General features: G+C 31.3%; 14 protein-coding genes. All 14 read left to right on the forward strand.

Translation table 11 applies throughout. The annotated features are described in order from the left end of the window. Window positions 1-171: 171 nt before the first annotated feature. The 14 genes from BR69_RS0116080 (at window position 172) to BR69_RS0116145 (ending at window position 12,660) form a co-directional block, all read left to right on the forward strand. Window positions 172-426 carry an IreB family regulatory phosphoprotein gene (locus BR69_RS0116080; protein WP_027634108.1) on the forward strand — a complete coding sequence of 85 codons (255 nt, stop codon included), beginning with the start codon at window positions 172-174 and terminating at the stop codon, window positions 424-426. A gap of 58 nt (window positions 427-484) precedes the next feature. Beyond that, window positions 485-898, forward strand: coding sequence for a Holliday junction resolvase RuvX (ruvX, locus tag BR69_RS0116085; protein ID WP_027634109.1), 414 nt, complete (start codon window positions 485-487; stop codon window positions 896-898). A 66-nt stretch (window positions 899-964) separates the two neighbouring features. Beyond that, window positions 965-1,222 carry a DUF1292 domain-containing protein gene (locus tag BR69_RS0116090; RefSeq protein WP_027634110.1) on the forward strand — a complete coding sequence of 86 codons (258 nt, stop codon included), beginning with the start codon at window positions 965-967 and terminating at the stop codon, window positions 1,220-1,222. 27 nt (window positions 1,223-1,249) lie between these two features. Then, window positions 1,250-1,702, forward strand: coding sequence for a Fur family transcriptional regulator (locus BR69_RS0116095; protein WP_027634111.1), 453 nt, complete (start codon window positions 1,250-1,252; stop codon window positions 1,700-1,702). Between the two features lie 36 nt (window positions 1,703-1,738). Further along, the gene (locus BR69_RS0116100; protein WP_027634112.1) at window positions 1,739-3,406 is read left to right on the forward strand and encodes a ribonuclease J; all 1,668 of its coding nucleotides are present in this window, start codon (window positions 1,739-1,741) and stop codon (window positions 3,404-3,406) included. A gap of 20 nt (window positions 3,407-3,426) precedes the next feature. Further along, a complete protein-coding gene (locus tag BR69_RS0116105) occupies window positions 3,427-3,780 on the forward strand; it encodes a YlbF family regulator (RefSeq protein WP_027634113.1) in 354 nt (117 codons plus the stop codon). A gap of 146 nt (window positions 3,781-3,926) precedes the next feature. Next, window positions 3,927-5,750, forward strand: a complete 1,824-nt coding sequence (typA, locus tag BR69_RS0116110; RefSeq protein WP_027634114.1) for a translational GTPase TypA — start codon at window positions 3,927-3,929, stop codon at window positions 5,748-5,750. Between the two features lie 26 nt (window positions 5,751-5,776). Continuing rightward, window positions 5,777-6,811, forward strand: a complete 1,035-nt coding sequence (mltG, locus tag BR69_RS0116115) for an endolytic transglycosylase MltG (RefSeq protein WP_027634115.1) — start codon at window positions 5,777-5,779, stop codon at window positions 6,809-6,811. A 13-nt stretch (window positions 6,812-6,824) separates the two neighbouring features. Further along, window positions 6,825-7,481 carry an O-methyltransferase gene (locus tag BR69_RS0116120; RefSeq protein ID WP_027634116.1) on the forward strand — a complete coding sequence of 219 codons (657 nt, stop codon included), beginning with the start codon at window positions 6,825-6,827 and terminating at the stop codon, window positions 7,479-7,481. Beyond that, window positions 7,474-8,703: a peptidase U32 family protein gene (locus BR69_RS0116125; protein ID WP_027634117.1), complete on the forward strand. Its 1,230-nt coding sequence runs from the start codon at window positions 7,474-7,476 to the stop codon at window positions 8,701-8,703. The genes BR69_RS0116120 and BR69_RS0116125 overlap by 8 nt, the downstream gene beginning before the upstream one ends. Then, window positions 8,703-9,326: a uridine kinase gene (gene udk, locus BR69_RS0116130; protein WP_027634118.1), complete on the forward strand. Its 624-nt coding sequence runs from the start codon at window positions 8,703-8,705 to the stop codon at window positions 9,324-9,326. The genes BR69_RS0116125 and udk overlap by 1 nt, the downstream gene beginning before the upstream one ends. 52 nt (window positions 9,327-9,378) lie before the next feature. Beyond that, window positions 9,379-11,046 (forward strand): penicillin-binding transpeptidase domain-containing protein, encoded by a 1,668-nt coding sequence (locus tag BR69_RS20725; RefSeq protein ID WP_051623649.1) that lies wholly within the window; start codon window positions 9,379-9,381, stop codon window positions 11,044-11,046. 58 nt (window positions 11,047-11,104) lie between these two features. Then, complete coding sequence (gene sigK / locus BR69_RS0116140; RefSeq protein ID WP_027634119.1) at window positions 11,105-11,809, forward strand: RNA polymerase sporulation sigma factor SigK; 705 nt, start codon at window positions 11,105-11,107, stop codon at window positions 11,807-11,809. 89 nt (window positions 11,810-11,898) lie between these two features. Then, window positions 11,899-12,660, forward strand: a complete 762-nt coding sequence (locus BR69_RS0116145; RefSeq protein ID WP_027634120.1) for a shikimate dehydrogenase family protein — start codon at window positions 11,899-11,901, stop codon at window positions 12,658-12,660. Window positions 12,661-12,662: the final 2 nt, after the last annotated feature.

The following is a 12,662-nucleotide window of genomic DNA, read 5'->3' on the forward strand; positions in this document are numbered from 1 at the left end:
TTGATTTATAATAGAGTTATCAAATGAGAATAAATAATAATTAAAGCTATTAATTAAACTATAAGTTGAACTTTGAATAAATTAATAAAAAAAGGTTATACTACAAAATGAGCTACTTACATGTTTAAAGTATAATGTAAGGAGGTGAAGCTGCATATAAGCAGCCTAATTATGGTTAATAATGAACATACAATGGAATTTGATTTTAATAGGGATAAGGAAGATTTAACTAAAGCTATTCTTACAGAAATATATAGCTCTTTAAAGGAAAAAGGATATAATCCGGTAAATCAGTTAGTAGGATATTTAATTTCTGGTGATCCTACATACATTACAAATTATAATGGTGCTAGAGCTTTAGTTAGGAAGCTAGAAAGAGATGAAATTTTAGAAGAAGTTTTAAAATCTTATTTAGACATAAAGTAATTTCGGTGCCCTAAATTTTAGGGCACTTTTGCTTTAAAATGGACTTAAGGAGAATTCAATGAGGATATTAGGATTAGATATAGGAGATAGAACTATAGGGGTAGCTATAAGTGATCCCTTAGGTTACACTGCCCAAGGAATCACCACTATAAGAAGAAAAATTGAACCATTAGATATTGAGGAAGTAAGAAAAATATGTGAAAGCTATAATGTAGAGAAAATAGTTTCAGGACTTCCTAAGAATATGAACGGAACATTAGGACCTCAAGGGGAGAAAGTTATGGAGTTCTGTGACAAGTTAAAGGACTCTTTAAATATAAATATTGAATATTGGGATGAACGTCTAACCACAGTAGCTGCACATAGAGCCATGTTAGAGGCTGATATGTCTAGAGCTAAAAGAAAGAAAATTGTGGATAAGATAGCAGCTACATATATTCTTCAAGGATATCTGGATAGATTATCAAAATAAGGAATAATTATTATTGACAAATAATTTATTTGAATTTAAAATTACAATAAATAGAGGAGTGTTAAAATGGAAAATAACATGGACACAATAATTTTGCTAGACGAAGATGGTGTTGAGTGTGAGTTTGAAATAGCTCAAAGATTCGGCGTTGAAGAAAATGAATACGTGGTTGTTGTACCAGTAGAAAATGAAGAGGAAGAAGAGGGAATACTCCTAAAAGTTATAGAAGATGAAGAGGGAAGTTTCACTTTAACTACAGTTGATGATGAGGCAGAATATGAAGTCGCAGCTGAAGTGTATACAACCCTATTCACTGAAGAATAATAATAAGGAAATGGGGTAGTTAGATATATGCCAAAGTTATCTACATCAGAAATAAATGGATTAAAAGAAGATTTAAAAAAGAAAGGTTATAAATTAACACCTCAAAGAAGAGCCATAGTTGATACAATTATAGATAATGAGAGTAAACATTTAACCGTTGAAGAAATTTATGATAAGGTAAAAAAAGACTGTCCAGAAATAGGATTAGCCACTGTATATAGAACCATAGTTCTTTTAGAAGAACTTGGAATAGTATATAAGCTTGATCTTAATGACGGATGCAGTAGATATGAATTAGTTCATAAAGATGAACTTCATAGACATCATCATTTAATTTGTACAAAGTGTGGCAAGGTAATAGAGGTTGAGGGAGATCTTTTAGATAACCTAGAGTATAAGATTGAGTCACAATATAAATTTAAAATAAAAGATCATAGTGTAAAATTCTTTGGAATATGTGAAGAGTGTGAAGAGGAATAAGCAGTAATATGTATAGAAACACAAGGAGGGAAGTTAATGAAAAAAGAAAAGGATAAAGTCAAAATAATTCCTCTTGGCGGACTAAATGAAATCGGAAAAAATATGACAATCATAGAGTACAAAGAGGATATTATAGTAATTGACTGCGGATTAAAATTTCCAGATGAAGATATGTTTGGTATAGATATTGTTATACCAGATGTAACATATCTTCTAAAGAATAAAGAAAGGGTTAGAGGTATATTCTTTACCCACGGCCATGAGGACCATATAGGGGCACTGCCATATATATTAAAGCAAATAAATGCACCTGTATATGGAACAAAGCTTACTCTTGGGTTAATAGAAACAAAGCTTAAGGAGCATGGGCTTTTAAGCACAACTGAGCTTATAAATGTAAAACCAAGAGATATAGTTAGATTAAATAATGCTTCAGTAGAATTTATAAAAACAAATCACAGTATTGCAGATTCCGTGGCTATAGCAATACACACTCCATTAGGAGTGGTTCTTCACACAGGGGATTTCAAGGTAGACTATACTCCAATAGATGGAGAGATAATGGATTTTGCAAGATTTGCAGAGCTTGGTAAAAAAGGTGTTCTTGCAATGCTTGCAGATAGTACTAATGTTGAAAGACCAGGATACACTATGTCAGAAAGAACAGTTGGAGAGGCTTTTGAAAAGATTTTCTTAAAAGCTAAAGGAAGAATACTTGTGGCAACTTTCGCATCAAATATTCACAGAATACAGCAGGTGTTAATAGCAGCTGAAAAGTATGGAAGAAAGGTTGCAGTATCAGGAAGAAGTATGGAAAATACTGTTGCCGTAGCCTCAGAACTTGGATATTTAGATGCAGGAAAAGATATTATGATAAATATAGATTCTATAAATAGATATCCTGATGATAAGATAATTATAGTAACTACAGGAAGCCAAGGAGAGCCAATGTCAGCTTTAGCTAGAATGGCAACTTCAGAGCATAAAAAGGTTAATATAATAGAGGGTGACACTGTAATAATATCTGCAAGCCCAATACCAGGAAATGAAAAACTTATTTCTAAGGTAATAAATCAATTATTTAAAAAGGGTGCAGAAGTAATATATGAAGCTCTCGATGATATTCACGTATCAGGCCATGCATGTCAAGAGGAATTAAAGCTTATGCATTGTCTTGTAAAACCTAGATTCTTTATACCAGTCCATGGAGAGTATAGACATTTAAAGCAGCATAAGGAACTTGCTGAAAAGCTAGGTATGCCTTCAAGCAATATATGTATTATGGATAATGGAGAGATAGTAGAGGTTTCAAGAGATCAAATAAGAAAGAATGGTACTGTAGTTTCAGGTCAAGTCTTTGTAGATGGACTTGGAGTTGGAGATGTTGGAAATATAGTATTAAGAGATAGAAAGCATCTTTCACAGGATGGAATCCTTACAGTGGTTGTAACTATAGAGAAGGAAAGTGGATCTGTAATTGCAGGACCAGATATAATATCAAGAGGTTTTGTATATGTTAGAGAATCCGAAGGATTAATGGATGAAGCAAGGGAAATAGTAAAATCTGCTCTTAGAGAGTGTGAGATTAAGAAGATAACAGATTGGGCATCTATGAAATCTATGATTAAGGATGCACTAAGAGTATACTTGTATGAAAAAACAAAGAGAAAGCCTATGATATTACCAATTATAATGGAGATATAGGAAATCAGAGGGAGAATCTTATGAATATTTATGATAAATCTCATGAATTAGCTAAAGTTCTTAAGGATACAAGAGAAGTTGTTGACTATAGAGAAGCTCATAAAAAAATAGCTGAAAATGAATCAAATAAAAAAATAGTAGATGATTTTAGAAAACTTCAACTTGAGGCTTATAATGAGCAAATGACTAAGGGCGAATTATCTAAAGAAATAAAAGATAAGATGCAAAGCTTAGGAGCTATATTATCATCTAATGCAGATGTGGCTAATTATTTACAAAGTGAAGCGAAGTTCGCAGTGCTTTGGGAAGATATAATTAAAATATTACATGAAGCTGTTGGCTTAGATTTAACTTTTGGAAATGACAATAAATAGGTTAAAAAGTTGACTTTTTTATATCTTGATATTAGAATTAATATGATTAAAGTAAAATTGGGTACTAGGGTATCCAATTTTATTTTGCACAAAAGGTTAAGGAAATCATTAAACAATGAAATAAAACAAACTTTGGAGGAAAATATATGAGTTTATTTGTTAGAAATGATATAAGAAATATAGCAATTATTGCGCACGTTGACCACGGTAAGACTACTTTGGTGGATGCATTACTTAAGCAAAGTAATGTTTTTAGAAGTAATGAAAAGGTAGAAGAGAGGGTAATGGACTCTAATGACCTAGAAAAAGAAAGAGGAATCACAATACTTTCTAAAAATACAGCAGTTGATTATGAAGGTGTAAAAATAAATATTGTTGATACACCAGGACACGCGGACTTTGGTGGTGAAGTTGAACGTGTTCTTAAAATGGTAGATAGTGTTATACTTGTTGTAGACTCCTATGAAGGAGCAATGCCACAGACAAAATTCGTTTTAAAGAAAGCTTTAGAACTTGGATTACATCCAATAGTTGTAATAAACAAGATTGATAAGCCAAATGCTAGACCAGAAGAGGTTATTGATGAGGTATTTGAATTATTCATGGAGCTTGGAGCTACAGATGAGCAATTAGATTTCCCAATAGTATATTGTTCTGCTAGAGATGGATATGCTATGGCTAAATTAGAAGAAACTAATGATAATATGATACCTTTATTTGATACTATAATAAAGCATGTTAAAGCTCCAGAAGGAGATATAGACAAGTCATTACAAATGCTTGTAACTACTTTAGATTCTAATGAATATGTAGGAAGAATATCTATTGGTAAGGTAGAAAGAGGAGTTATAAGAAAGAACCAAAATGTTACTATAATACAGAAAGACGGTTCTTCAACTAATGCAAAAATCTCTAATCTTTATGTTTATGAAGGCTTAAATAGAGTTGAAACAGAAGAAGCTAAGCTTGGAGATATAGTAGCTGTAAGTGGAGTTTCTAATGCTAATATAGGAGATACTATATCAGATAGTGATAATCCAGAAGCATTACCTTTTGTTGATATAGATGAACCAACTATAAGCATGAACTTTATGGTAAATGACTCACCTTTTGCAGGTAGAGAAGGAGATTTTGTAACATCAAGACACTTAAGAGATAGATTATTAAAGGAACTAGAAACTAACGTTAGTTTAAGAGTAGAAGAACTATCCCCTGATTGCTTTAAGGTAAGTGGTAGAGGAGAACTTCATTTATCAATATTAATAGAGACTATGAGAAGAGAAGGATATGAGTTCCAAGTATCTAAGCCATCTGTTATCTTTAAGGAAGAAGATGGTAAGAAGGTTGAGCCTATTGAGTATCTTACAGTAGATGTTCCAGAAGAATTTATGGGACCTGTAATGGAAAAGCTTGGACCAAGAAAAGCTGAAATGGTAAATATGACTTCAGCAGTAAATGGATATGTAAGACTTGAGTTTAAGGTTCCAGCAAGAGGTCTTATAGGATTCAGAAATGAATTTATGACAGATACAAAGGGAAATGGAATAATGAACCACATATTCGAAGGATATGAAAAGTTCAAGGGAGAAATTCCAGAAAGAACAAGAGGATCATTAATTGTATTTGAATCTGGAGACGCTGTAGCCTATGGATTATTTAATGCTCAAGAAAGAGGAAGATTATTTATAGGACCAGGAACAGAAGTTTATTCTGGTATGATAGCAGGAGAATGTTCAAGGGCAGATGATATAGAAGTAAATGTATGTAAGAAGAAACATCTTTCAAATACAAGAGCTTCAGGATCAGATGATTCATTAAAATTAACTCCGATAGTTCAAATGTCTCTTGAGCAAAGCTTAGAGTTTGTAAGAGCAGACGAGCTTGTTGAAGTTACTCCAAAGAACGTAAGAATGAGAAAAAGACTTTTAGATGCAAATGAAAGAAAAAGAGCCATAAATAGAAAGAAATAATTAAATCTTTTTTATTGGGGGTTAACATGAAAAAGAGGGTTATTATTATATTTGGTTTTATAGTTATTTTAACCTTAGGGGCTTATATAGGAGTTAAATCCTATTATAAGTCTAAGGTTATAGATAGACCTTTTAACTTAAGTGTAGATAAGGTAAAGCTAAAAATAAATGATGGTGATACATTAAATCATGTTATAGAAAAATTTTCATCCCAAAATATTATACATAGTAAGTATTTAATGAAGTATTATTTTAAATACAATAATGGTGATACTAATATTATTCCAGGTACATACTACATTAAAAAAGATATGAGTTTAAGAACTTTTATAGATATGATTACTAAGGGAAAAGTTAGCGATAATCTTATAAAAGTAACTATTCCAGAAGGGTTTAATGTGGATGAAATAGGGAAAAGATTAGAGGACAATGGAATAATAACTAAAGAAGATTTTATGAAAAGTGTAAAAGAATATAAACTTCCAAATTATATTAAGAAATCATCAGAAAGAAAATATGGTTTGGAAGGATATCTTTTTCCTGATACCTATGATTTAGAAAAAGGTATGGATGGCAATGATATTATAGATATTATGATAGAGCGCTTTGAATATATAGTAAAGGATATTGAAAAAAAACAAGGTAAAGATATAGATATAAATGTCCTTGATGACATAATGAATATGGCGTCTATTATTGAAAAAGAAATAGTAAAAGATGAAGAAAGAGGGAAAGCAGCTTCAGTGTTTTATAATAGAATTAATAGAAATATGAAGCTTCAATCCTGTGCTACTGTTTTATATTCCTTAGGGATACATAAAGAAGAATTATCTAATGAGGACTTAAAAATTAATTCTCCATATAATACATATTTGGTAGATAAGTTGCCAGTAGGACCTATAGCCTCACCAGGTAGGGCTTCTATAGAGGCTGCACTAAGTCCAAATTCTACAAATTATTTATTTTTTATTTCTAATGATGATGGAACTCACAGTTTTACCTCATCGGATAGAGAGTTTTTAAAACTTAAGGAAGCAAGAGATAGGAGAATAAAAAGATAAATTGGAGGATTCTATGAGTGGAGTAACACATGAATATATGGAAGAATATTTAAGAAATTTGATTCCAGATAAGAAGGGAACACTAAAAAAACTAGAAGACTTCGCAAAAGAAAATTCTGTTCCTATTATACAGAAGGAAGCAGGTAAATTTCTAGAGTTTATGATAAATATGAAAAAACCTAAGAGGGTTTTAGAGCTTGGTACAGCTATAGGATATTCTTCAATTCTAATGGCTGAAAGCGTAGATTATAAACTTCCAATAGTAACTATTGAAAGAGATGATAACATGGTTACATTGGCTAAAAGTAACATAAAGCTTTATGGCTATGATGACAGAATAGATATAATTCAAGGAGATTGCTTAGAGGTACTTGAAAAGTTAGATGATAAGTTTGATGTTATATTTATGGATGCAGGAAAGGGGCATTATAATCATTTTCTTCCTCATTGTTTAAGGCTTTTAAATGATGATGGAATAATAATTGCAGATAATGTATTATTTAGAGGAATGGTTGCTTCTAATGATTTAGTTAAAAGAAGAAAAATAACCATAGTAAAAAGAATGAGAACTTATCTTGAAATGGTTTCAAGTAACGAAGACTTAATTACATCAGTTATACCTATGGGAGATGGTATAGCCATTACTAAAAGGAGGATGGATCATGAATAAAAGGCCAGAAATACTTGCACCAGCAGGCAGTTTAGATAAATTAAAAACAGCCATTGATTTTGGAGCAGATGCAGTATATTTAGGTGGAAGTAAGCTAAACTTAAGAGCTTTTGCAGACAACTTTACTCCAGAGCAAATTAAAGAAGGAGTAGAGTATGCTCACGAGAGGGGAAGAAGAGTTTATGTTACCATGAATGTATTCCCTCATAATGCAGATATAGAAGGACTTGAGAAGTATATAAAAGAATTAGAATCTCTTGGAGTGGATGCAATTATAGTGTCAGATCCTTCTATAATAATAACTGCTAAAGAAGTGGCTCCAGGACTTGAAATTCATTTAAGCACCCAAGCTAATAATGTTAACTGGAAATCTGCATTATTTTGGCATAATATGGGAGTTAAAAGAATAGTTCTTGCAAGAGAGCTTTCTTTAAATGAAATTAGAGAAATAAGAAGTAAACTTCCAGAAGACTGTGAGCTTGAGGCCTTTGTCCATGGATCTATGTGCATGGCATATTCAGGTAGATGTCTAATATCTAATTATATGACAGGAAGAGATGCTAATAGAGGAGCGTGTTCCCAGGCATGCAGATATAAGTATCATTTAGTAGAAGAAAAAAGACCAGGAGAATATTTCCCAGTAATAGAGGATGATAATGGAACCTACATAATGAATTCAAAAGACTTATGTATGATAGAATATTTAAAAGATGTAGTTGAGGCTGGAGTATATTCATTAAAAATAGAGGGAAGAATGAAGAGCTCTTATTATGTAGCAGGAGTTGTTAAATCTTATAAAGAAGCCCTTGAGTCATATCTTGAAGATCCAAAAAACTGGACACTTAATAAGAAGTGGATGGATAATCTTCTAAAGGTAAGTCACAGACAATATCATACAGGATTCTACTTTGGGAAAAATAATGAGCAGGTATATGACAATTCGTCTTACATAAGAGACTATGATATTGTAGGAATAGTAAGAACCTATGATAGTGAGAAAAAGGTAGCAGAAATAGAGCAAAGAAATAGAGTTTTTGAAGGCGACAAAGTAGAAATTTTAAGACCAGTTGGTGATAATTTTGAAATTTCATTAGATGATATGAGAGAAACCAATGGTAATAAAATAGAGGTGGCTAATAGAGCTCAAATGTTCTTTACTATTAATTGTGAAACAGAGTTAAAACCTAAAGATATGCTAATAAAGAGCAAGGGGGAAAACTAATGAAAAAGCCAATATTTATAGGAATAGCTGGCGGAACAGGATCAGGTAAAAGTACTATAGCTAAAGAAATATATGGTCAATTTAATGAAGATTGCATAGCAATGATTGAGCATGATGCTTATTATAAGGATCAAAGCAAAATTCCATTTGAAGAGAGAGTAAAAACTAATTATGATCATCCTAATGCTTTAGATACAGCATTATTAATAGAACATATAGAATATCTATGTACAGGCAATGCAATAAAAAAACCTATATATAATTTTGCAGAGCATACAAGACAAGAAGAGACAATATTAGTTGAACCAAGAGATATAATAATTGTAGAAGGAATTATGATTTTAGAAGAACCAAGACTTAGAGATCTTCTAGATATAAAAATCTATGTAGATACTGATGCAGATGTGAGAATAATAAGAAGACTCGTTAGGGATATAAATGAAAGAGGAAGAACTGTAGATTCTGTTATAGAGCAATATTTAGGTGTTGTTAGACCTATGCACATGCAGTTTGTAGAACCTACAAAGAGATATGCAGATATCATAATACCTGAAGGTGGTCATAATAGAGTTGCTATAGATATAATGGTAGCAAACATAAAGCATATTTTACAATCAAGATAGAATAAAGCATCTGACTTTTGGCAATAATTAGCTAAAAGGAGGTGCTTTTTTTATGAGAAGACGTAGTATAATATTACTTTTTAGTTATATATTACTTTTTACATTGCTTATAATTAGAATAGTAGATATACAATATTTTAAAAGTGAAGACTTAAACTTAAAAGCCAATTCCCAGCACAGCTATACCGAAGTTGTACAAGAACTCAAATATAATATTTTCGATACCAAGGGAGTGAATCTTGTAAATTATGACAATAAACAAATATTGGTTATAGATATATTATCATTCAAAAGAGAGAATAATAGCACACCTTTAGAGGAAATTTATGCTTTAGATTATATATTAAGAAATTACAATAAGTCCTATGATCTTATGAAGATTTTAAGGGATGGAGAAGGGGGAAAGAAATATTTCACCCTAGATAAGGAGTCCTTAGAAAAAATAGAGATGCTAAAGGAAATAAAGGGTATATATTCCTATGATTATAGTAAGGTTCATAAGGGTGAACCTTGGAATATAGTAACTATGCTTATAGAAGGAATAGATAAAGGTAATGAAGGAAGCCTTCAGGGAGATTTATATAATATTATAAAAGATAATACAGGTTCTACTATTAGTTATACTAAGGATGATGATGGTAAGCTAAATAAGGAAGAGATAAAAAGTGAAAAGGGTAATACTAATATATATTTAACCCTAGATAGAGAGATAGAAGACACTATTAAAGGAATTTTAGAAAAGGAAGAGTTTAAGGAATTTAAAGATATTGGAGTGGCTCTTATGGAAAGTTCCACAGGAAAGATAAGAGCTATGGTACAAAAGGATGATAAAAGACCTAATGTTCTTTTAGGTTCTGCCACTGAAAATGGATTTGCTCCAGGGTCCATATTTAAACTTGTAGTATTGGAAGGGGCCTTAAATGAAAAACTTATAAGTCCAAAGGAAAAGTTCACATGTAAATATAGTCCTAATCTTCCATGCAAAAAAAGTCATGGGGAGTTAACGGTAGAAGAAGCTTTGATTCAATCTTGTAATAATATTTTCGCAGAGATAGGAACAAGACTTGGAAGTGAAAATATTATTAAATATGGAAAAGCCCAAGGGCTTTATGAAAAGGTTCTTCCTTTTAAAGGGGATAAGGAAGCTAAGGGAGACTATGTTATATCTAAAGAGGATGAAGGTGGGGCCACCAATATATCTATAGGACAAAACATGAGAATAACTCCTCTTCAAGGTCTAGGAATTGCATCAACAGTTACTAATGGAGGAAAATATGTAAAACCTACCATAGTAGAGAAAGTAATAGATGGTTATGGAGAAGAGAAAAAGGAATTTCAAGGAGAAACCACAAAGGTTTTCGATAATATTACAAGTTCCTATGTAAAATCAGCTATGAATAAAGTTATTACAGATGAAAAAGGTACAGGGAAAAATGCATTTATAGGTAATAACTTAGATATGGGAGGTAAAACCGGAACAGCTACTAGAATGGAACCAGTACAAAATGAGGAGAACAGTGAAGACTCATCAAATGGTAAAGAGGAAAAAGAAGGATTAAAGAAATATAATGATGGATGGTTTATAGGATATTTTAAAATAAAGAACAAATATTATTCTATGGTTGTCTTTGTAAAAGATATAGGAGAGACTCATGGTGGCGGAGATACTGCAGTCCCTATATTTAGAGAAGTAGTAAAAGAATTAAGTGTAAAAAAATAGTAATTTTTTAAGCTATTAATCATATTATAGTAGTAAGCACTAATAGGGGGAGCAGCTTGTGTTTATCTTTCAATGCTTTTTTGATATGGTTGGTAGTATAACCTTTCTAGCGGGATATGTGACAGGAAATAATTCTTTTCCAAAGCCACTAGATGAGAAAGAAGAGGAATTCTATTTACGAAAGCTAAAAGAGGGTGATGAGGTAGCTAAACAAGTCCTAGTTGAAAGAAATTTAAGACTTGTGGCACATATAGTAAAGAAATATTCATTTCCAGGTAGGGAGGTAGATGATTTAATATCTATTGGAACTGTAGGTCTTATTAAGGCTATTGATTCCTTTGATTATGAAAAGGGTACTAGACTTGCAACCTATGCAGCAAGATGTATAGAAAATGAAATACTCATGCTTATAAGGAATAATAAAAAAGTTAAGGGTGAGGTATTTCTTCATGACCCAATAGGGGTAGATAAAGAGGGAAATGAAATTTCATTAATTGATGTACTAAGTACAGAAGAGGATTCCGTAGTTGAAATAGTTGAAAACAAGATACAGATAAAAAAGTTATATAAACAAATAAACCTTTGTTTAACTGAGAGAGAGAAGCTTATAATAGAGATGAGATATGGGCTAATTGATGGAAACTCTAAAACACAGAGAGAAATAGCAAGTATGCTTGATATTTCCAGATCTTATGTTTCTCGAATTGAAAAGAGGGCATTAAAAAAATTGTTTAAGGAGTTAAATGGAAAAAATAGAGTATGATAGAGGTGCTAAATTTCTTTTGTAATCTTAAAATTATAAAAGGAGTTTGGCACATTTTTGTAGAATAAATTAACTAGGAGCTGATATCTATGAGAAAATGTGGATTATTAGGGAGAAATATAGGATATTCTAAGTCACCCAAAATTCATAATGATTACTATAAAATTCATAATATAGACTTAGAATATGAATTATTTGACATGGAAGATAATAAGGTGGATGAGTTTTTTAATAACTTAGAGCATAGTAATATAATAGGGTTTAATGTTACTATACCTTATAAAGAAAAGGTTTTAAGATATCTGAATCACTTAGTTTACCCATCAAATATTATAGGGGCTGTAAATACTGTAGTCATAAGAGGTAATACTTATCTAGGATATAACACAGATTATTTTGGGTTTATAAAAAGTTTACAGGTAAAGGGTATAGATGTAAAAGGAAAAACTATATTGATTTTAGGAAATGGTGGTTCTTCTAAAGCTATATTTTATGCACTAAAGGATTTAGGAGCATCATCAATAGATATGGCTGGACGGAACATAAAAAAAATGGAAAGAGAGTTTCTTTTAGTAGATAATATATTGAACATAAGCTCAGACTTTAATTTTTATAAATATGATATGGTAATTAATTGTACTCCCTTAGGTAATATTAACAATCCACAGTTGCCATTTACTATAAAAAGGATAAAGAAAGATCTTATAATATACGACTTAAATTATAAGCCAAGTAAAACTAAACTTATGGAATTAGGGGAAAGTTTAGGAGCTATATGTGTTAATGGAGAAGATATGCTTAAATTTCAAGCTTACGAAGCCATTGATATATGGTGTGAAAATCTCAAATAAAC

The organism is Clostridium hydrogeniformans DSM 21757 (genome assembly GCF_000686705.1).
GTDB lineage: Bacteria > Bacillota > Clostridia > Clostridiales > Clostridiaceae > Clostridium_Z > Clostridium_Z hydrogeniformans.

What these genes read in the sequence shown, in the direction of transcription:
- BR69_RS0116080 (WP_027634108.1), top strand. Translation starts at nt 172, where the DNA reads ATGGTTAATAATGAACATACAATGGAATTTGATTTTAATAGGGATAAG.
- ruvX (WP_027634109.1), top strand. Translation starts at nt 485, where the DNA reads ATGAGGATATTAGGATTAGATATAGGAGATAGAACTATAGGGGTAGCT.
- BR69_RS0116090 (WP_027634110.1), top strand. Translation starts at nt 965, where the DNA reads ATGGAAAATAACATGGACACAATAATTTTGCTAGACGAAGATGGTGTT.
- BR69_RS0116095 (WP_027634111.1), top strand. Translation starts at nt 1,250, where the DNA reads ATGCCAAAGTTATCTACATCAGAAATAAATGGATTAAAAGAAGATTTA.
- BR69_RS0116100 (WP_027634112.1), top strand. Translation starts at nt 1,739, where the DNA reads ATGAAAAAAGAAAAGGATAAAGTCAAAATAATTCCTCTTGGCGGACTA.
- BR69_RS0116105 (WP_027634113.1), top strand. Translation starts at nt 3,427, where the DNA reads ATGAATATTTATGATAAATCTCATGAATTAGCTAAAGTTCTTAAGGAT.
- typA (WP_027634114.1), top strand. Translation starts at nt 3,927, where the DNA reads ATGAGTTTATTTGTTAGAAATGATATAAGAAATATAGCAATTATTGCG.
- mltG (WP_027634115.1), top strand. Translation starts at nt 5,777, where the DNA reads ATGAAAAAGAGGGTTATTATTATATTTGGTTTTATAGTTATTTTAACC.
- BR69_RS0116120 (WP_027634116.1), top strand. Translation starts at nt 6,825, where the DNA reads ATGAGTGGAGTAACACATGAATATATGGAAGAATATTTAAGAAATTTG.
- BR69_RS0116125 (WP_027634117.1), top strand. Translation starts at nt 7,474, where the DNA reads ATGAATAAAAGGCCAGAAATACTTGCACCAGCAGGCAGTTTAGATAAA.
- udk (WP_027634118.1), top strand. Translation starts at nt 8,703, where the DNA reads ATGAAAAAGCCAATATTTATAGGAATAGCTGGCGGAACAGGATCAGGT.
- BR69_RS20725 (WP_051623649.1), top strand. Translation starts at nt 9,379, where the DNA reads ATGAGAAGACGTAGTATAATATTACTTTTTAGTTATATATTACTTTTT.
- BR69_RS0116145 (WP_027634120.1), top strand. Translation starts at nt 11,899, where the DNA reads ATGAGAAAATGTGGATTATTAGGGAGAAATATAGGATATTCTAAGTCA.